At 48.6% G+C, this 18,126-nt stretch carries 18 protein-coding genes; 13 read left to right on the top strand and 5 right to left on the bottom strand.

The window, feature by feature from the left end; all coding sequences use genetic code 11:
- The first annotated feature begins 35 nt into the window (after window positions 1–35).
- The 7 genes from NA59_RS03935 (at window position 36) to NA59_RS03905 (ending at window position 6,789) form a co-directional block, all read left to right on the top strand.
- Entirely contained in the window at window positions 36–437 is a 402-nt protein-coding gene (locus NA59_RS03935) for an endonuclease domain-containing protein (protein WP_198401042.1), read from the top strand.
- Complete coding sequence (locus NA59_RS03930; protein ID WP_052501447.1) at window positions 434–1,345, top strand: DUF58 domain-containing protein; 912 nt, start codon at window positions 434–436, stop codon at window positions 1,343–1,345. The genes NA59_RS03935 and NA59_RS03930 overlap by 4 nt, the downstream gene beginning before the upstream one ends.
- A gap of 22 nt (window positions 1,346–1,367) precedes the next feature.
- A complete protein-coding gene (locus NA59_RS03925) occupies window positions 1,368–1,733 on the top strand; it encodes a hypothetical protein (RefSeq protein WP_044408296.1) in 366 nt (121 codons plus the stop codon).
- Window positions 1,730–2,791, top strand: a complete 1,062-nt coding sequence (locus NA59_RS03920) for a vWA domain-containing protein (RefSeq protein WP_044408293.1) — start codon at window positions 1,730–1,732, stop codon at window positions 2,789–2,791. The genes NA59_RS03925 and NA59_RS03920 overlap by 4 nt, the downstream gene beginning before the upstream one ends.
- Window positions 2,782–4,740, top strand: a complete 1,959-nt coding sequence (locus NA59_RS03915) for a vWA domain-containing protein (RefSeq protein WP_044408290.1) — start codon at window positions 2,782–2,784, stop codon at window positions 4,738–4,740. Before NA59_RS03920 ends, NA59_RS03915 begins: the two co-directional genes overlap by 10 nt.
- Window positions 4,734–6,164: a hypothetical protein gene (locus tag NA59_RS03910; RefSeq protein ID WP_044408287.1), complete on the top strand. Its 1,431-nt coding sequence runs from the start codon at window positions 4,734–4,736 to the stop codon at window positions 6,162–6,164. The genes NA59_RS03915 and NA59_RS03910 overlap by 7 nt, the downstream gene beginning before the upstream one ends.
- Before the next feature lie 229 nt (window positions 6,165–6,393).
- The gene (locus tag NA59_RS03905) at window positions 6,394–6,789 is read left to right on the top strand and encodes a hypothetical protein (RefSeq protein ID WP_157792535.1); all 396 of its coding nucleotides are present in this window, start codon (window positions 6,394–6,396) and stop codon (window positions 6,787–6,789) included.
- Window positions 6,790–6,830: 41 nt separating this feature from the next.
- Here the strand turns inward: NA59_RS03905 and NA59_RS03900 are convergent, their stop codons facing one another.
- A complete protein-coding gene (locus tag NA59_RS03900) occupies window positions 6,831–7,886 on the bottom strand; it encodes a hemin-degrading factor (protein ID WP_052501446.1) in 1,056 nt (351 codons plus the stop codon).
- Window positions 7,887–8,432, bottom strand: a complete 546-nt coding sequence (locus NA59_RS03895) for a HugZ family pyridoxamine 5'-phosphate oxidase (RefSeq protein WP_044408281.1) — start codon at window positions 8,430–8,432, stop codon at window positions 7,887–7,889. It lies immediately after the preceding gene.
- A 177-nt stretch (window positions 8,433–8,609) separates the two neighbouring features.
- Between NA59_RS03895 and NA59_RS03890 the strand changes: the two genes are divergently transcribed.
- The 5 genes from NA59_RS03890 to NA59_RS03870 are packed head-to-tail and all read left to right on the top strand — an operon-like array spanning window position 8,610 to window position 14,661.
- Window positions 8,610–10,628 carry a TonB-dependent receptor plug domain-containing protein gene (locus NA59_RS03890; protein WP_052501445.1) on the top strand — a complete coding sequence of 673 codons (2,019 nt, stop codon included), beginning with the start codon at window positions 8,610–8,612 and terminating at the stop codon, window positions 10,626–10,628.
- Window positions 10,629–10,663: 35 nt separating this feature from the next.
- Complete coding sequence (locus tag NA59_RS03885; protein WP_044408278.1) at window positions 10,664–11,851, top strand: hypothetical protein; 1,188 nt, start codon at window positions 10,664–10,666, stop codon at window positions 11,849–11,851.
- A 12-nt stretch (window positions 11,852–11,863) separates the two neighbouring features.
- Window positions 11,864–12,826: a heme/hemin ABC transporter substrate-binding protein gene (locus NA59_RS03880; protein ID WP_052501444.1), complete on the top strand. Its 963-nt coding sequence runs from the start codon at window positions 11,864–11,866 to the stop codon at window positions 12,824–12,826.
- Window positions 12,823–13,854 (top strand): FecCD family ABC transporter permease, encoded by a 1,032-nt coding sequence (locus NA59_RS03875; RefSeq protein ID WP_044408275.1) that lies wholly within the window; start codon window positions 12,823–12,825, stop codon window positions 13,852–13,854. Before NA59_RS03880 ends, NA59_RS03875 begins: the two co-directional genes overlap by 4 nt.
- A 21-nt stretch (window positions 13,855–13,875) precedes the next feature.
- Window positions 13,876–14,661 carry a heme ABC transporter ATP-binding protein gene (locus NA59_RS03870; protein ID WP_044408272.1) on the top strand — a complete coding sequence of 262 codons (786 nt, stop codon included), beginning with the start codon at window positions 13,876–13,878 and terminating at the stop codon, window positions 14,659–14,661.
- Here NA59_RS03870 and recF read toward each other — a convergent pair.
- The 3 genes from recF to NA59_RS03855 all read right to left on the bottom strand — a co-directional run bounded on the left by recF (window position 14,601) and on the right by NA59_RS03855 (window position 17,280).
- The gene (recF, locus tag NA59_RS03865; protein WP_044408269.1) at window positions 14,601–15,713 is read right to left on the bottom strand and encodes a DNA replication/repair protein RecF; all 1,113 of its coding nucleotides are present in this window, start codon (window positions 15,711–15,713) and stop codon (window positions 14,601–14,603) included. The two genes, NA59_RS03870 and recF, sit on opposite strands and share 61 nt — an antisense overlap.
- Window positions 15,714–15,809: 96 nt before the next feature.
- Window positions 15,810–16,241, bottom strand: a complete 432-nt coding sequence (gene trxC / locus NA59_RS03860; RefSeq protein WP_044408266.1) for a thioredoxin TrxC — start codon at window positions 16,239–16,241, stop codon at window positions 15,810–15,812.
- Between the two features lie 115 nt (window positions 16,242–16,356).
- Complete coding sequence (locus NA59_RS03855; protein WP_044408263.1) at window positions 16,357–17,280, bottom strand: LysR family transcriptional regulator; 924 nt, start codon at window positions 17,278–17,280, stop codon at window positions 16,357–16,359.
- Between the two features lie 144 nt (window positions 17,281–17,424).
- On the opposite strand from NA59_RS03855, the gene NA59_RS03850 reads away from it, so the two are divergent.
- Window positions 17,425–18,120 (top strand): pirin family protein, encoded by a 696-nt coding sequence (locus NA59_RS03850; protein WP_044408260.1) that lies wholly within the window; start codon window positions 17,425–17,427, stop codon window positions 18,118–18,120.
- The last annotated feature ends 6 nt before the right edge of the window (window positions 18,121–18,126 follow it).

Here is an 18,126-nt window from a genome sequence, read left to right as displayed (position 1 = left end):
TGATGGGAGGGGGCAGGGGGGAGGGTGAGCTGTTAATGATTAAGCAAAATCCAAAACTAACCGCTTATGCAAGGTCAATGCGAAAAGAACCGACTGATGCTGAGAATAAGCTTTGGCACTTCCTACGAGCAAAGCGTTTTAACGGCTTGAAGTTTCGGCGACAACAGCCTTTTAAGCATTATATTGTTGATTTTATTTGTCATGACTGTAAGTTAATTATTGAGTTGGATGGTGGTCAGCATAATGAATTGGATGGAGCAGATTATGATCGACAGCGAACAATTCTACTTGAGCAGGAAGGGTATAAGGTGTTGAGGTTTTGGAATCATGATGTGCTTAAAAATCATGAGGGTGTATTGCAAGCTATTTATTTGACGTGTCATTCTGAATTCACCCTCCCCCTAGCCCCCTCCCATCAAGGGAGTGGGGACCTATGAGCCCCTTGCAGCCTTTGATGGCGGAGGCGGCTGTTTTGGATTTGGGGCAGACGATAGCGGGGTATTTTGCGGCGTTACCGCCTTCGCAGCGTTTAAGTGAGCTGAGTTTGTTTGGCGATCAAGTGAGTCGTTTTCGTGGTCAGGGTATGGAGTATGAAGAAAGTCGTGCTTATCAGCCGGGTGATGAATTGCGTCATTTAAATTCGCGCTTGATGGCGCGTACCGGTAAGGCGGCCACGAAATTGTTTCAAGAAGAACGTCAGGCGCAGTGGGTTATTTTGCTGGATCAACGTCAAGCGATGCGCTTTGCGACACGTGGGCGTTTAAAGGCGGAGCAGGGCTTGCGACTCGCGGGCTGGTTGGCTTGGATCGCGCAACGTCAAGCGATTCGGTTGCAGACGGTGGTGATTAATCAACAGGTTCAGATCAGCCCACAGCTTGAAGGTGCGCACACCTATTTAGCGGCGATGGCGCAGATGAATCAGCCTTGTCCGCCGTTAGAGCGTCCGATAGAGGGTCAGATAGAGCCGAAGCTGATCGATGTGATGCAAAAACTCAGTCTTCACTGGCCAGCGGGTTGTCGTATATGGTTGATTTCTGATTTTGCTGAATGGCAGCCCAGCAACCAGACCTGGTTGGCGCAGATGCATGCGCGATGGCAATTAAGTGCGCTACAGGTGGTTGATCCCGCCGAGCGTCAGTTGCCTGCGCAGCGGGATTTACGTTTGGCGGCGAACGGTGAAGTTTATCGCTTAAATCCTGAGCAACAGCAGGCTTACAATGCGTGGGCACAAGCCATGAGTCCGATTCCTTGGCTCAAGGCGGCAGGATTAGATTGTTATCAATTTAGCACCACAGACCCGTTAAATCAGCATCCGTTTTTATCCGCGAGCGGGCGGTCGTTGTGAGCTGTAATGATGAGCTGTAATTATGAATAGCCATTTGATGGATATTGAACTCTTATCTGCGCCTTTAGCGCCGCAAGCCAGTTTTTTTTGGCTGGGTTTAGCGCTGTCGTTTGTGGCTGTGCTGGTTTTAGTCTGGGTGCTGTGGCGTTTGACGCGTAGCCCAGCTTGGTTTTTTTGGCGCCTAACACGCCAGCTGAATCAGGGCGCTGACACGCAGCAGGTTGCACAACAGCTTTATCATTATCTTCGACTGACAAAAACAGAGATAGAAACAGAAATAGATACGGATACTCAACAACAACTCCACCAGGCCTGCTTTTCAAAACAAGGTGTTTCACGTGAAACACTGAACCATTTAATTCGTCGGCTCAAGGAACAAGGCTCATGATCGCTTGGCAAGATTGGCAGTTTGCGCAACCCGCTTGGTTTTGGTTGCTCTTAATCTGGCCTGTGTTGCAGTTGCTAGTAGCGCGTTGGTTCAAAAAAGGTTCACCGTCTTCGCAGGGTGCGGTGTTTATTCATCCGCAGATTGCGCGCTTCTTTAACGGGCAAAAACAAGCCGCATCCCAAGCGGATATGCCATCAATAAGCCGACTGGGCTATGGATTGAGCTTTATGTTAAAGCTGGCGATACTGCTCAGTTTGTTGGCAACCCTAGCGCAACCCCAGCGGTTGATTGAACAGCCCCCCCAGATGGATAGCCAGCCGGTGCGAGATATTGCACTGGTGATTGAAAGCTCTGTGTCGTTTGTGTTGCAAGATTATCAACTCGACGGTCAGCCTGCCAGCCGAATGGAGGTGGTGAAATCGGTGTTGGATCAGTTTATTGCCGGATTGCAAGCGAACCGTTTTAGTATTGCACTCTATGCCGAACAGGCTTATACCCTCGTGCCGATGACCGCAGATAGTCAAGCGGTTCGGCAAAACCTTCAGCGTTTGCAACCCTATCTAGCCGGGCGCACCGATCCGGCGATGGGTGAAGCCTTGGGTTTAGCGTTGCGCGAGCTGGCCGAACCGCAAGCCGGGATTGAAAAGCGGATTTTAGTGTTGGTGAGTGATGGCTTGCAAAGCCAAAGTCGGATTGAATTAGACGCGATAGTGGATTTAGCCCAATCCTTAAACGTGCCTATTTATACCATAGGGATAGGTGCAGGTTCGATTGAAGCGGATCAACGAGTGTTCTCTGGCTTAATTTATCAACCGATTGAAACCGCGAGTTTGCAGTTTCTAGCACAGCATACTGCTGGACGTTTTTACCAGGTCGGCGGCGGTGACGACTTGGCGCAGGTGTTGGCGGATATTGAGCGCCATGAGGGAGTCGTGCGTCAAGATACGCGCCAAGCACGCTGGCAAACCCTTGCGCTTTATCCTTATCCTTTGATGTTGGCGGTGGGCTTGTTTTTAGTTTGGTGGCTGATTACGCTGGGAGGTCGTCGATGGAATTAGTCAATGGATTCGATTGGCGTGCGCCGCTATGGTTAGTGGGGATGGGGCTGCCCTTTATTTGGTTTGCTATTGAGGTTTTGTGGGCACGAAAACAGCAAACAGACTATGCCGAACGCCAATTTTGGCCTTGGGTAAAGCTAGGCGGCGCCCATTCAGCGCGACCCGCTTGGTTAATCAGTATCGCTTGGCTGTTGCTGATGATTGCTTTGGCCGGGCCGCGTTGGGCGATCAGCGTGCAGCGGGACGCGCCACGAGAAGGGGTGGATACCTTGGTTTTATTAGATTTATCGCGCTCTATGTCCGCACAGGATCAAACGCCGAATCGTTTGGTTTTTGCGCAAAACCTGCTTGAATCTTTCAGCCGACGTTTAGAGCCTGCAGACCGCATCGGGCTGGTGGGTTATGGGGTGCAAGCCCATTGGACCTCACCCTTGAGTTGGGATAAAACCCTGTTTACACGCGCACTTTATTTGCTTGAGGCCAACCAATTACCGCTGGCGGGTGCGCAAGTCGATGCCGCGCTGCAGTTTGCGATAGCGCAATTAAGTCACCCGACACAGCTGGTGTTGGTGAGCGATAGCGCAGGGCGCAATGAGGCCGATTGGGCAGAATTAGTGGGCGCATTTAAGGCAAGCGGACATAGCTTGATCGTGCTGGGTGTCGGTCAAAGTCAGTCGGTCTATATGCCGGATTTAAGCCATGCGAGCGGTTGGTATCATTATGATAACCAACCGATATCCGTTCCCATCGAACGTCAGGCATTGCGGGATTTAGCCGCGGAGTTGGGCGGGGTTTATTTTGACGCGAGCGCACAAGCGAGTTTGTTAGCACAATTAAGCCAAACGCTGAGTCAACATGCGCTTGCGCGCGAAGCCAGCGACACGCAAACACAATCCGATATCACATACCTGGATTTGGCATGGGTGTTTGTGTTGCTGGCGGTTTTGCTGTTGATGTTCGCGACGATGTTCGCGCTGAGTGTCCGTTGGCCAGGCCGTCTGACTCCATTACAAACTCTACAGCAAGCCAAGCCGCCGAGTCAGCAAGCGGGGTTTATTCATCTTCATCTGTTAGGGGTGTTGCTAGGGCTTGTGCTGGTGCTAGGTTTTATCGCTCAGCCAAGTGGCTTGCAGGCAGCAGCGGCCAATCCTCTTGAACAACAAGCTTACGAGGCTTTTTTGAACCAGGACTATGACACGGCGCAACTGCATTATCAGCAGCTCCTTGCTCAAGCCCAAACCCCTGATCAGCGTTATCGTGCCCTATTAGGGTCGGGCAATGTCGCTTATCGGTTGATGGCCTTTTCACAGGCGGCGTTTTGGTATCGCCAAGCCTTGTTGCAAGCCGACTCGGATGTGCAACGCGCCCAAGCTCTGTATAACCTAGCGAATGCGAATGCGCAATTAGGTCTTTGGGGATTAGCAGTTGAGGCTTTTGCCGATGTACTGCGTTATCAACCAGACCATCTTAATGCGCAACATAATTTAATGTTGGCGAAGGCCGAGCTGGCGGTCTTGTTAGCGCAACCCTTAGAGCAGGTCGATCAAGGTCCAGTTCGCCCACGGCAGGATTTAGAAAGTGCGTTTCGTGGCAGTCAATCGACAGGCAGTTCTGGCGATGGTGACCCGAATGATTGGGGTGAGTCGCAAGCCGACCGCGAAGGGCAGCATCAAGGCGAAGGCGATTCTACCGAGCGTCCTGAGGCGTTATTCGCGGCGGGGCAGGTGGGTCAACAATGGCAGTTAAACGCGCAAGTTGACGCTCAGTCTGACGCCCAAGCTAGCCTCCAACAACAGCGACGCCAACGACGTTTAGAACGCTTAGGGTTGCAACTGAACGAGTTGGCGGACGACCAAAAAGGCTTGTTAAGCCATCTGTTTGAGCGTGAGTCTGGCTTTCAAGCACGTCAAGAAAAACCGCTCGAAGTGGAAGGAGTCAAACCATGGTAAGGTCGTTCAAACGCTTCGCTCAGGGGGTGATGCGTGCTGGTTTGATGATGTTGGTTGGTTTGACTAGCTTACCGGTCTTGGCTACACAGGCCGAGGTGCGCCAAATCATGTTGGGCGAGTCCGTTTCTATTAGTCTAAGCGGTGCGGAGCTATTTAGCGATTACGCCCAGCTGGATTTATCGCCGATTCAACGCCATTTTCATATCGATGACACCGCGCAAACCAGCCAGCGTATTCGGTTAAGGTTAACCCCGCTACAAGCGGGTCGCGTTGACATTCCTCGCATTCAAGCAGGGAATTTAGTCATTCCAGCGCAAAGCTATGAGGTGCGTGATAACCCACAGGTGCGTATTGAGTGGGATGCGGTGCCCGCGTCTATGTGGCAAGGTCAAACGATCACCCAGCGCGTGAAGCTAGTTCTGAGCAATCCCGATTTACCCGCTTCAATGGGGGCAAGGGAAATTAGCGATACCAACAATGCACCCCATCAACATTATTCAGCCCAGCCGATAAGCCAAACCTTGGCTGAAACCAAGTCGATGGCATTTGTGCATGTCACTCAGTTACCGCTCGATGAAAACTTAAGTGCAACTCACACAGCTCACACAGCGCAAACAATTCAGCGCGTTAGCTTGCCACAGCCTTGGGTGCAGGTGCAAAACCAACAGGGTGGACGCTGGTTGTTTTATGCGCCTCCTCGTCAGGTTGAGCTCCAACCTTTGCCACATTATTTGCCAGCAGATTTAGCGGTAGGGCAGTTTGAGCTGACTATCGAGCGGCCTTTTTGGCATCGACTTGGTGAGTTGCATTATCAAACCTTAAGGATAACAGGGCATCAAGCTAATCGGTTGCCCTTGATCGTCGATTGGCTGGACACGTCTAATCCATCACTTGAGCGTCTTCAAGTGCAACGTCAAACCGAGACCGCGCTAACAGAAGCAGGCCTGGTTCTGCAACAAACCCTCACTCAGCCTTATCGGCTTAATAAAATCAAACAAATCAACCAACCAGGTTGCTGTGGGTTCTGCTTGGGGCAGTTTGCCGAAATCCGTTTGAATGTGTTTGAACCCGAAACCGGTAAACTCAACACGCTGGTTATCCCGGCGCAAACCTATTGGTTATTGCCAGCCTGGGTTTATCAGATAGGGTGGGGGTTACTGATTCTGTTGAGCGCTTTGATGCTCTGGGGTTTATTCAAACTAGGGCGTGTGGCGGGATTGTGGTTAAGGTTACACTGGCAGCTCCACCGTGCCCAAACCCCACAACAACAATGGCAAGCCTATCAAAACTGGGCGCAACAACGTGGGCTTGGCGTCTGTCAAACCCACCAGGCCTGGTTAAACGCCTACCAAGCTAAATTTGGTGATAACCCGAAACTCATCAACAAGCTTAACCAAATCAACCAAGCGATTTATCAGAGGTAGGCCAGCATATGCACACTTCTTTTCGCGTTCCCACGCAGTGCGTCACGGCCTTCGGCCTCGCAATGACGCGAGATTTTTTTTCGCCTCGCGATGCAAGGTGGTTTGCACCCTTGGTTGAATTCTTGGTGCTTAAACACGGAGTGCTGTGATAAACTCGGCTTAGAAATTATTTTATGTTTGGCATGTTGATATGTTTGAGCAGTATAAATATAAATTGGAATTGAAAAACATGAATAGGACGCGTGTTGACGATATCTTAATTGAGATGATCAGCCCTAAAATCAAAGAGATTGAAGAGAAGTTTAGTCGCGGTGAAGGCTTGAGGCAGGATGAGATTAATACGTTGTTATTGAAATCACAGTATAACCATATCAAGTATTTGGATGATAAGCTTGAAGAAGTAGTGGCGAGTGTGGTTGCATTGGAAGGCAAGTTTCTAGGGCTTGAGGGTAAGTTCACAGCGCTTGAAGGCAAGTTTACAGCGCTTGAAGGCAAGTTTGAGTTGCTTAATGAAAAAATCGAACACACGATTCAAAAAGCATTGAATCGAAATATGTTATTGTTGATAACCGTAATGGGACTATTCCTGGTCGCGTCAAAACTTATCGATAAGGTTAACTTTTAGGGTGGATTCGTTGCGCTTTCCACCCTTTAAGCGATGGGTTGTTAGCTGGGTTCAGTTAAAGATAGGGTTAATTGCTGCCATTTTTGGCTCAAAATCACATCCTTTTTTGCTTCGGGTTTCAGATAGATAAACATCACGACCTCTCCCTGTTGATTAAAGAATTCAACCGAATAGGTGGCTTGTGCAGCTTGGTCGCTATCAGTGGGTTTAAGGTATTTTTTAACCAACCAGGCCTGGTTAATGCCTGCAAGACTCATGTGTAAATCAAAGCCTGGATCAAGCACATTAAACCAAGGGCCGGTTTCCAATAGTTTATGCACATGCCCTGTGAAAATTTGGGTAGCACAGCCATTGGATACAAAAATCATCAGCGGAATGGCGCCTTCAGCCGCTTGGGTAAATAAGGATTTGAGCGCATTTTCTCCTAGTTTTTGTGCATCCTCCTTTGAGAGTATCGAATAAGCTTGTAAGCGAGTCAGCCCAAACTCATTTAACAAGGCGTTCACACGGTGCGCATCATGGAGGTTGCGCCATGCTTGCTGAAAAGTTTGGCTATCGACTTGGATTGAATCGGCAAGGTTGGGTGTTTCGGGGGTAGCAAGTTCAAGCCACTTTGGCATGGCATCCGTTAAACAAAATTGTGCGACCAGTTCACCAAATAGACCAAGGCGCGTCAGCTCGGTAGCATAGATCTTATGCGCAGCTATACCTTGTTTATCAAAAAACTGCAGGCTGTGCCGACCGTTTTCTTCGACCGCAAAACCAAAAGCCCATTCACTGACCTTTAACCGCAGGTTAATGTCTTTGTTGACCAGAAGAATCGCACCTTCGTGGAATTGAGGTTTTTGATAAATGCCTTTGCGTTCTATTACAACCTCGTTATTACGTGTTAGCGCCATCAACTCGCCAAGGTTTTCGAGTTGATTAAAGAGGTCTTCAAGGCGGCTCATATCCAGCATTTTGACCGAATCACCCAGCGAAAGCGCAACATATTGCGCTTCGCTAATGCCCATTTTATCAGCGGCATTGCGTGCACGAACCGGCTGTTTACTTTGTAGTAAGGCGTGTTTTTCTAGTATCAGCTCATCAAGTTGCATTTATGCGCTCCTTGCGGGCTTGTCTTCATCTTTTAGTTGAGATTGACCATGACCGCGATCATTCATAGGGCGTACTTCGTTTAATAGGTCGCCGCTTAACGCATAGGCCTGAGCGAAGCCGCGAACAAAATTCCCTTTTATTGTAGTCAGCTCAAACAGATGAAAATCTTGCAGATTACGCAGCATTTTAGCCGTTTCTCCTAAATGCTCACCATAGGCGTCCATAATGTTATCCCAACCCTCAGAATCGCGTGCAATATGTCTCGCTTGCGCTTTAAGTGTCGCGCGTTTGCGGGCAAATATATTTTCTGCTTCAGATTCATCTTCGATGAACAAGAGCGTTAGGTTTTTGTTTTCAAGCAGGTTGTGGGTGTGTTTAGCCAGTTCAGATACATAAATATAAAACTTGCCGTCCTTTCTCAGTACGGGCGCATAACTGGCCTCGGCTTCGACAGCGGCGTTGAGTGTGCCAAGAATCACGGTTTTGCTTTGATTGATAAACTTTTCAAAATCTTTAAATACAGATTGTAACGGTAAAGTATCCATCTTTATCTCCTTGATGGGTGCATTGCTTGGATTTCATTTTAACGATTAACAGGAGGCAATTAAAGCGATAACTATAAATAAAAATTATTTGCATTAACCTCTTGACTTGAATCATATATGTAATGATAATGATTAGCAACATCTTTTAGTTAAAAATTATTTAGGGTTTATTGAATAATGCAACAACATACCCCTGGTTCCTTCTGGTCACCGCTTGTGCTAACAGCGGCTATGACGGCATGGTCTGCTTCTGGTTTGGCACAGGATGCGTGTATCCAGTCGTCCTGCTTGTCTGCGATACAGGTGGTGAGCACAACCAAAACCGAGAGAAGTCTGGCGGATGTACCGGTGAGAACAGAAGTTGTCTCGGCAACACAAGTTGAGCGTACTCATGCAAAAGATTTAAATGAGGCGTTGAAATATGTGCCGGGTTTACAGCTTCGCCCGATTCATGGCAAATCAGGTTATGGTATTTGGTTACAAGGTTTGGATGCCAATCGTGTGTTGGTATTGGTAGACGGTCATCCTGTGTCGGCCAGTACCGGTTCAGCTGTCGATACCACGCAGGTCGCGGTGACGGACATTGAACGGGTTGAAATTATAAAGGGGGCGATGTCAGCACTTTATGGCACCTCAGCGATGGGCGGAGTGGTCAATATTATTACCCGCAAGCCCGAGGAACCCTTGAGTGGATCGCTGACCCTGAGCGGCGGTAGTTTTGGTGCGCAAAATAGTGAATCTAATCCCATTGCGATGCGCCACCTGAAGGGGCAATTCAAAATTAATCGCGAGCGTTTTAGTTTCGGTTTAATGGGGGATGTGCGTCACTCAGATGGGTTTAGTCAAGACCCGAATAGCTATAGCACCCAAGGTTGGGCGGGCTATAAATCAAACCTTGGCGCACAACTTGAGTACCGACCTTCTGAACAAACAAAAATTGTGTTGATGCCACGCCGCTATCAAGAGGATTTGCTGACTAAAACCACGCAGCGTAATCCACCGTTTGTTAATCAAATTGAAAAGCTGGATTTAACCACTACCGATTATCTAGGTTTGAATCTAAGCCATGAACTCACCTCAGGGGCCGATTGGCAAGTCAGCTTAATGCATGAACAATTTGAGGGCGAAACCCAGCAGAACACTATTCTGACCTCATGGGTTGATCAACAACGCAATACCGACATTACCCAAAAACTGGGTTCAGTGCAATTCAATCTGCCTTTGATAAACCACTTGGTTACCTTAGGCGCTCAAGTGTCTGAGCAATCGATGAATGTGGTACAGACCAAACGCAGCGCGAATGCGCCTGTCCAAAGGATTGTTGAGGTGGATAACCAAACGTCTGCCGCGCAAGAGGTGTTTGCCCAAGACAGTTGGTTTGTGACAGACCAGTTTGAGCTGATGCCGGGTGCACGATTACACCGAGATCGTGATTTTGGCCAGCATCTTGCGCCGATGCTCAATTCAATTTATCGCCAAAAAAGGGCAAACGGACAGCTGAATTGGCGTTTAGGGCTGGGTAACGGTTATCGCGTGCCGGATTTAAAAGAGCGCTATTACCTATTTGATCATAGCCATATCGGCTATAAGGTCATGGGCAATGCCGATTTAGAACCTGAAAGCTCAACGAGTTTTCAGGCAGGTTTGGAGTGGTTAACCCAAGACTACCGCATTGAACTCAGCCTGTTTCGAAATGACATTAAGAACCTGATAGAAACCGATGAAGATATGGCTGAGTCGGCCGCACAAAACTTGTTGATTTATCGTTACCGAAATTTTTCTGAGGCACGTACGCAGGGCATCGAGCTCAACGGCTTTGTTCAATTAAATCCAACTATTAGGCTGGATGCAGGCTATAGCTTTATGCAAGCACAAGATCGATTGACGGGTAAGGATTTGCCACGTCGTCCAAACCATGAGCTGAAATTGGGGTTGGATTGGACTACGCCTCAACCAGGGCTGGTGGTAACCGTTAAGTCGAATTATCAATCGCGTCAATATGAAAACAGCGACAACACCAGTGAAACCCCGGCGTTTAGCGTTTGGGATCTCAAGGCGAATTATGAGCTCAATCGCCAATGGTTGGTGTTTGCTGGGGTAGATAACCTGACTAGCGTACAAAAAGACTTTAGCGTTGCAGATAGCCGTCCTGAACAAGCCAGGTATGTGTATCTCGGTGCGCGTTGGCAGTATTAATTTTTTTATAAAATGTAATGAAGGAGTAAATAATAATGATTCAGTTAAAGAAGTCAAGTGCGGTGCTATTAACAGCCACGATGTTGGGTATGCAGGGCTGTTTGAATAGTTCGAGTAACTCAGAGCAAAAAGAACCCGCGTTTCAAGTTAACACCAACAAACCTAACACAGCACAACAAGAACCCACGTCTCAAGTTAACACCAACAAACCTAACACAGCGATCCTCAATGCCTCCTCGAGTGGTTCAGGTTCAGCCCCTGCACATCTTAACTTGGCGAATGGTTCAACCGTTTCGGCAGATGGTGATTGGCATTTTGCCTATCAACGGTTTGTGGGGTTTAAAACCAATAGTGGGTTTTCCGGGACGGGCAATGTCAAGTCGTGTATTGCGCATCAGTTTGAAGACTTATACAACGCAGAAGGGCAACCGATTAAAGCGGCTTTTGAATCAAAAACACTGGAAAATACCTTGGCTGGGTTTGAAGCTGTAACTAAAACAAGTTGCACACCTGAGCAGGTCGATACGCTCAAGACTCAACTATCGAGTGCAGGTTGGTGGTCACAAAACCCTGACTATAACTCGACAACAGGTACCATAACGGGTCCGAATGAGGCAAAAAACCGTTGGATTTTACGTTCGGCTTCAAAAACGGGTGAGGCCTATCAGTATGCACGGATTGGGTTTAAAGAATTCAAAACTCGGACTTCGGACATCACCTTAACCATCGAGAAATGGAATGGTAGCGATTGGGATGCACCGATCGACAGTACGCCGATTAATTTTTCGGCTGCGCCCGTTTATTGGGATTTAGAAACCAACAGTTTGGTGGATCAAAGCGCTGACTGGGAAATTCGTTTTGAAATGGCGGGTAGAAGTACGCTGATCCAGCTCAATGGCGGGGTGTCTGGTTCTGGCGGAGCAGGCATAGGTGAGCTGGTCGGCGATACCCCTGATGCGCGTAATGTGACGAATCCCACCGATATTAATCAAGTCCCCGTTTTTGCCGCAGATACCGTGGTGAGCACCCTGTCTGAGCCTGGAAGTTATGGGGCGTTTCATTATGCGGTAGGGGGTGGTAATCGTGCGATGTGGCCAACCTTCAGCACCTATTTATTTGAAGACCAAGGCCGCTTCTTTAAAGCGCAAGTCATCAGCAATACCGGCCCAAATGGTACAGACCCAAGCGGTAACCTCGTTGTGCGTTATGCTGAATTACATTAGGGAGCACTGACTATGTTGCGTATTAAAAAACGGCGTGTTCACAACCATACCCCAATGGGCATAAAGGCCTGGTTGGTTTTAGCGGGGTTTTTGGGTTTGGTTTTGCTGATGGGGTTTGGGCATAAAGCCCAAGCCGCTGAACGTATTGTGACGATTGATGGCTCAGTGACAGAAATTGTGTTTGCTCTGGGTTTGGGGGATCAGGTCGTCGGGCGTGATATTACCAGCCGTTATCCGCAAGCCGTGAATGATTTGCCGGATGTCGGTTATATGCGCCAATTAACGGTGGAGGGCGTATTGTCCCTGGCACCGACCTTGATTATCGCGACGAGCGATGCCAAGCCCAGCAAAATGCTAGATCGTTTACAGGCATCGGGGGTGCGGGTTGAAATTATTGAAAATACGCCGACGCTTGAAGGCATTTTGTATAAAGTAGAACGGATTGCGGCGGTGTTAGGTGTGCCTAAAAAAGGGGCGCAATTAAACCTGACGATTAAACGCGACTTTGAGCAGGCGTTGGCACAGATTCAGCTACAACAAGCAGGCCTAGTTGTAAAGCCGCAAGGCATCTTTGTATTGTCAGTGCGTAATGGCAATTTATCGGTGGCGGGCCAAGGCAGTCGTGCGAATGAACTTTTAAAAATGATTGGCGTCCATAATCCGGTTGAGCAGCAGATTAATAATTACCAACTGCTGTCAGCGGAAGCGGCCATTAATATTAACCCGGATTTTATCTTTATGTTAGAACAGGGCGTGAGTATGTCGGGTGGGCAACAGGCTGTGCTCAATAACCCTGTGTTAAAGCACACGCGGGCATTTGATCAGCAGCGTTTGATTATTATGCCCAATGATGCCTTGAGTTTTGGTCCAAGATTGGGTCAAATGGTGACCCAGATTTATCAACAGTGGCAACAGGAGTCGATGATGGCATCAACAGCAAAAGCGTCAACCACCAACCAGCAGGCTAAACCGTGAGATTGATTAAGTGTGCGCCTTGTGGCTTGTCGGTTTTGTTGGTGGTGATGCTGTTGATGGCAGTGTTGTCGATGACGATTGGCGCGATACAAATTGGCTGGTTGGATGTGGTGCTGTCGTTATTTGGGTGGTCAGAGAACCCGCAGTGGGTTTGGGTGGTGCAAGAGATACGCTTGCCTCGTGTGATTTTAGGTGTGCTGGTCGGCGCAGGCCTGGCGGTGGCTGGGGCGGCGATGCAGGGTTTGTTTCGCAATCCCCTGGCTGACCCAGGCCTGGTGGGGGTTTCAACCGGTGCGGCCTTAGCAGCGGTATCGGTGATTGTGTTGGGTTCCACCTATCTCGCGGGCTGGACAGCGATGACCGGTTATTATGCGGTGCCGATTGCAGCGTTTTTAGGTGGCTTAGCGGTGACCTGGTTGATTTACCAAATTGCCACCAAGGACGGTCGTACCGATGTCGCGCTGATGTTATTAGCGGGGATAGCGATTAACGCGATTGCTGGCGCGGCGACGGGGGTGTTGACCTATTATTCAACCGATGAAGCCTTGCGCAGCCTGACTTTTTGGACGATGGGTTCGTTGGCGAGTGCAACCTGGACAGATGTGTTGGTGTCGGGGATGCCGATTTTATTAGCCCTAGTCTTGCTACCCTTTTTTGCCTTAACTCTGAACGCATTTTTAATGGGTGAGCGGGTGAGTGAGCATATAGGGTTTAATGTCAAGCTCGCTAAACGTGCCATTATTGTACTGACTGCACTCAGTGTGGGCGCGGCGGTGGCCGTTAGTGGCGTGATCGGCTTTGTTGGGCTGGTGGCGCCGCATTTGGTGCGTTTACTTCTCGGGCCGGATCATCGCTGGGTCTTGCCTGGCAGCGCGTTAATGGGAGCGATTTTAGTGATTTTATCGGATTCGATTGCGCGAATTATTGTCGCCCCTGCTGAGCTGCCCATCGGGCTGGTGATGGCGGCGATTGGCGGGCCATTCTTCTTGGCCTTGTTATTGCAACGCCGTAATCGTGTTGGTTTTTAAGTTAATCTTTGGTGGGAAGCGATGATTTCAGTAGAAAATTTTAACCTTACCCTAAGTGGCAAAGCCATACTACGCGCTATCTCGGTTGAGGTAAAAGCCGGTGAGTTGTTTGTCATTCTTGGACCGAATGGGGCGGGTAAATCGAGTTTGCTAAAAGTCTTGGCCGGCGAAATGGAGGCCTATAAATCGGCGGTTGAATTTCAGGGTCGGTCGCTGTCTAGTTATTCACCCAGAGAGTTAGCGCAATTGCGTGCGGTGATGCCCCAAGCAGTGCATTTGGACTTTCCGTTTCTGGCTGAGGAGGTGGTCAGCATGGCGGTTTTGCATGCCAGTAAAGCCGAAAGCCAGCAACGGGTCCACCAGGCCTTAAACCTATTTGATGTGGCGCATTTGAGCGAACGTAATTATTTAACCCTATCCGGCGGTGAGCAACAGCGGGTGCAATTGGCAAGGGTGGTGGTGCAAATTTTGCACGCGGCGCAACAGGCCAAGCAGTCTGGCGGATTGCCGCCGCTGCTATTGTTAGACGAATGCACCTCCAGTTTGGATTTGGCTCACCAACAACAGGTTTTTCAGGTATTGCGTCGCCTAGCGAAAGACTATGACATGGCGGTGGTCGCGGTGTTGCATGATTTAAATCTCGCCTCGCAGTATGCGGATCGTGCGCTGTTACTGTCTAACGGTCAGGCTTATCAGCAAGGGGCGGTGCATCAAGTGCTGACCCAGCAGACGATTGAAACCGTCTATCAAACGCCGGTTGAAGTGATTGAACGCGAAGGGCGTTGGCCGGTGATTGTGCCCTTGTGAATTTCAAACACCTGTGCGTTCTCATGCCCAGGAATCAGCTCGCGGGCGGTGCTGGTGATCAGGTGTTGAATCCCAAGATTTTGCAACAACTGCAATAAGCTGGTGCGATGAACCAAGTCTAATTCAGCAGGCAAATCATCAATTAACATAATCACCGAATCGTCGGTTTGCGCTTGTAAATAGTGCGCTTGGGCTAATAACAAGGCACAAACAAACAACTTTTGCTGCCCGCGCGATAAACCAATCAGGGGTTCTTGATGATTCACCTTGATTTTAATATCCGCACGATGCGCGCCATATTGGGTATGCCCCAGTTGACGGTCGCGGGCGAGATGGTCTTCAAGTACGCTGGCATAATTGGGCGCATTCGCCGGCCAGCCCGTGTAAAACTTCAGCTCGGGTTCGCGCTGAAGTTCGGGCATCAATTGCTGGCAAAAATCGACTAAATAAGGTGTCAGCGCGGTTAAATAATCCGCACGCAATTGGCTAATGCGCTCGCCCGCTTCAACCAAAGGCGCGTTCCATAAATTCACCTGATCCGTGCTTAACTGGCTTTTTAACGCCTGATTTCGCTGTTTGAGCGCACGTTGATAATATCGCCAAGCGGGCATAAAATTGGGGTGGTGATAAAAGCAACCCCAATCTAAAAACTGGCGGCGTGCCTTCGGTCCTTCCTCTAGCAACCGATGGCTCTCGGGGGTGAGGAGTTGAATAGGCAAATGGCGGGCAAACTCGGCTTGGCTAGGTTGTTTTTCGCCATTCAGCTTTAGACTAACCCCCTGTGCATCGCGAGCCAGCCCAAGCTTAAAAGTTTGGTTATGTTGCGCCACTTCACAAAACAACACCAACTGCGGTTGTTCGAAAGCAATCAGCTGTTGCGGTTTATGACTACGAAACGAACGCCCAGACGCCAACAACCACAACGCCTCAATCACGGACGTTTTACCCGCTGCATTATCGCCAATTAACACATTTAGCCCCGGCGCAAACGCCAGCTCAGCCTGTTCAATATTACGAAAATGATGCAAAGAAAGCGATTGAAGACGCGCCATAACCAGCCAAAAAGTTAAAAAGGCATTTTATCATGTAAGGAAATCGTCAAAGGCGCAAATCTTACTCTAACTCAACCAGGCCTGGTTATAAACAGCCTAAACATGCGTTAAGACCCATTGTTTAAATTGGGTTAAGTCCATCGCGCCGGAGATGCGGTCTATTTCTTGACCGTTTTTAAATACGGCTAGGGTAGGGATGGAGCGAATATGGCATTGCGCGGCGATGGCTTGCTCCTGTTCGGTGTTGATTTTAATAAATCGAACCTGCGGGTATTGTGCTTCGATTTGTTGCGCGGCGTTAGAAAAAGTGGGTGCGAACATTTGGCAGGGTCCACACCAAGGGGCCCAGAAGTCCACTACCAGCAGTTGTTCAGATTTATCCAGCGCACGTTGAAATTGGGCGCTGCTCATTTCTATCGGTTTACCCGTCAGTAGGGCTTGTTTGCAATGCCCGCATTTTGGGTTAGATTTAAATTTTTCGACAGCCACGCGGTTTAAGCCACCGCAATGCGGGCAGAGTGTAATCATTTTGTTCTCCAATTAAGAATTCAAACACCGTTTATAGGGTTGGGTGTTTGGTTTTCAAGGCTCCTAGCCCGGATGTTTAGCTTCGCTTTCTTCGATTCATAAATTCGCGTGAAGTTTATGAAATATCCGGGCTCTTTTCATTCGTTTTAAAATGCGCCAATGCCATATCAACAAACGCGCGCACCTTAGCTGAAAGGTGTAAGCGGTGCGGGTAGACCATATACGCACACAGGCTTGGCATATCATACTCGCTCAGTAATCGGATTAGCTGACCGGTTTTGATTTCCTGTTCACAATCGTAGCTGGGTATGCGGGTGATGCCGACACCCGCCAGTACGAGGGTTTTGAGCATTGGTAAATTATTGCATTCCACCTTGTTTTCAACCTCCACATGCAGCGGATCACCCTCAGCGGTGCAAAAATCCCAGGTAATCGGTACTTGGTTGTACATGTATTTGATGGCTTGATGTTGTTTTAAATCTTGCGGATGTAAGGGAGTCGAATGGCGCGCAAGATAATTGGGGCTGGCAACAGTGTAAAAATCAAAATCTAGCAGTTTTCGGCTGATTAAGTTGGATGATTTCAACTGGCCCATGCGAACCGATAAATCAAAGCCTTCGCCAATTAAATCAACTAAGCGGCTGCTAAAGTCAATTTGCAGTTTGACTTGCGGGTAGCGCTGCATATATTGACGAATCACCGGTTGCATATGCGATTGACCAAAGCTATTGGGCACGCTGATTTTTAAACGTCCACTTGGGGTGTCTTGCAGTTGATGAATGCTTTGTTCGGCTTCACGCGCATCGCCGACAATTTGCTTGGCTTTTTCATAATAGACCTGGCCGACATCGGTTAAGCTAAGGCTGCGTGTCGTTCGATTAATCAACCGCGCACTCAAGCGTTGTTCGAGTTTGGTAATCGATTTACTGATATGCGACACCGCGTGCCCGAGTTCTGTCGCCGCCGCGCTAAAGCTGCCCGATTCAATCACCTGCACAAAAATACTCAAGCCCTCAAGGCTGTCTTTACGGTTGATCATTGGCTATCTCGTCATGTGTTGAATATTTTCTATTGAGAAAAAGAGCTTTTATAAATTGCATCTTATCAATTTAATAGGAAAAAGTTAAGATGGGCACAAGGTAAATTCACCAAGATTAACAAGATTAAAACAAGGAGTAGAGCGATGTTGCGTTTAAGACCGTCTAAAGAGCGTGGGTACAATAAAATTGATTGGTTGGAGTCCTATCATAGCTTTTCGTTTGGGGGTTATTTTGATCGTCATCATATGAACTTTCGTAGTTTACGGGTGATTAACGAAGATTGGATTCAGCCGAATAGTGGCTTTCCCACCCATCCACACGACAATATGGAAATCATTACGTATCTGATTGAAGGTCGTCTGGCGCATAAAGATAGTATGGGGAATCTGGAGGAAATTCTGCCGGGTGAAATTCAATGCATGAGCGCGGGTACGGGGATTACCCATAGCGAATTTAATCCATCGGACACCGAATTAACGCACCTGTACCAAATTTGGTTGATGCCGGCTGAAAAAAACATTAAACCGGGTTATCAGCAGATTCGTTATGATCAAGCCGCGCCGGGTCAGCTGGTGTTATTAGCCAGTCAAACCCCACGCGATGGTGCGGTGTTTATTAACCAAGATGTTGATTTATATCGCGCCGAATTGACCCAAGGGCAAGAACTAAAATTTGATTTGCGTGCTGGGCGTGGAATTTGGTTGCAACTGGTGAAAGGCGAGCTGGATGTGAATGGTGAGCTGATGCAAACGGGCGATGCACTTGCCATTGAGGATGAACCAGGCCTGGTGATCACAACCGATTCGCAAGCGGAATTTTTGTTATTTGACTTGGTTTGATTGAGC

Origin of the sequence: Thiomicrospira microaerophila (assembly GCF_000934765.1) — a bacterium.
GTDB classification, from domain to species: domain Bacteria; phylum Pseudomonadota; class Gammaproteobacteria; order Thiomicrospirales; family Thiomicrospiraceae; genus Thiomicrospira; species Thiomicrospira microaerophila.
The sequence above is the reverse complement of the archived record's forward strand: the minus strand, read 5'-3'. Positions and strand labels throughout refer to the sequence as shown.

What these genes read in the sequence shown, in the direction of transcription:
- NA59_RS03905 (WP_157792535.1), top strand. Translation starts at nt 6,394, where the DNA reads ATGAATAGGACGCGTGTTGACGATATCTTAATTGAGATGATCAGCCCT.
- NA59_RS03935 (WP_198401042.1), top strand. Translation starts at nt 36, where the DNA reads ATGATTAAGCAAAATCCAAAACTAACCGCTTATGCAAGGTCAATGCGA.
- NA59_RS03925 (WP_044408296.1), top strand. Translation starts at nt 1,368, where the DNA reads ATGAATAGCCATTTGATGGATATTGAACTCTTATCTGCGCCTTTAGCG.
- NA59_RS03930 (WP_052501447.1), top strand. Translation starts at nt 434, where the DNA reads ATGAGCCCCTTGCAGCCTTTGATGGCGGAGGCGGCTGTTTTGGATTTG.
- NA59_RS03920 (WP_044408293.1), top strand. Translation starts at nt 1,730, where the DNA reads ATGATCGCTTGGCAAGATTGGCAGTTTGCGCAACCCGCTTGGTTTTGG.
- trxC (WP_044408266.1), bottom strand. Translation starts at nt 16,241, where the DNA reads ATGATTACACTCTGCCCGCATTGCGGTGGCTTAAACCGCGTGGCTGTC.
- NA59_RS03880 (WP_052501444.1), top strand. Translation starts at nt 11,864, where the DNA reads ATGTTGCGTATTAAAAAACGGCGTGTTCACAACCATACCCCAATGGGC.
- NA59_RS03915 (WP_044408290.1), top strand. Translation starts at nt 2,782, where the DNA reads ATGGAATTAGTCAATGGATTCGATTGGCGTGCGCCGCTATGGTTAGTG.
- NA59_RS03870 (WP_044408272.1), top strand. Translation starts at nt 13,876, where the DNA reads ATGATTTCAGTAGAAAATTTTAACCTTACCCTAAGTGGCAAAGCCATA.
- NA59_RS03850 (WP_044408260.1), top strand. Translation starts at nt 17,425, where the DNA reads ATGTTGCGTTTAAGACCGTCTAAAGAGCGTGGGTACAATAAAATTGAT.
- NA59_RS03885 (WP_044408278.1), top strand. Translation starts at nt 10,664, where the DNA reads ATGATTCAGTTAAAGAAGTCAAGTGCGGTGCTATTAACAGCCACGATG.
- NA59_RS03900 (WP_052501446.1), bottom strand. Translation starts at nt 7,886, where the DNA reads ATGCAACTTGATGAGCTGATACTAGAAAAACACGCCTTACTACAAAGT.
- NA59_RS03855 (WP_044408263.1), bottom strand. Translation starts at nt 17,280, where the DNA reads ATGATCAACCGTAAAGACAGCCTTGAGGGCTTGAGTATTTTTGTGCAG.
- recF (WP_044408269.1), bottom strand. Translation starts at nt 15,713, where the DNA reads ATGGCGCGTCTTCAATCGCTTTCTTTGCATCATTTTCGTAATATTGAA.
- NA59_RS03910 (WP_044408287.1), top strand. Translation starts at nt 4,734, where the DNA reads ATGGTAAGGTCGTTCAAACGCTTCGCTCAGGGGGTGATGCGTGCTGGT.
- NA59_RS03890 (WP_052501445.1), top strand. Translation starts at nt 8,610, where the DNA reads ATGCAACAACATACCCCTGGTTCCTTCTGGTCACCGCTTGTGCTAACA.
- NA59_RS03895 (WP_044408281.1), bottom strand. Translation starts at nt 8,432, where the DNA reads ATGGATACTTTACCGTTACAATCTGTATTTAAAGATTTTGAAAAGTTT.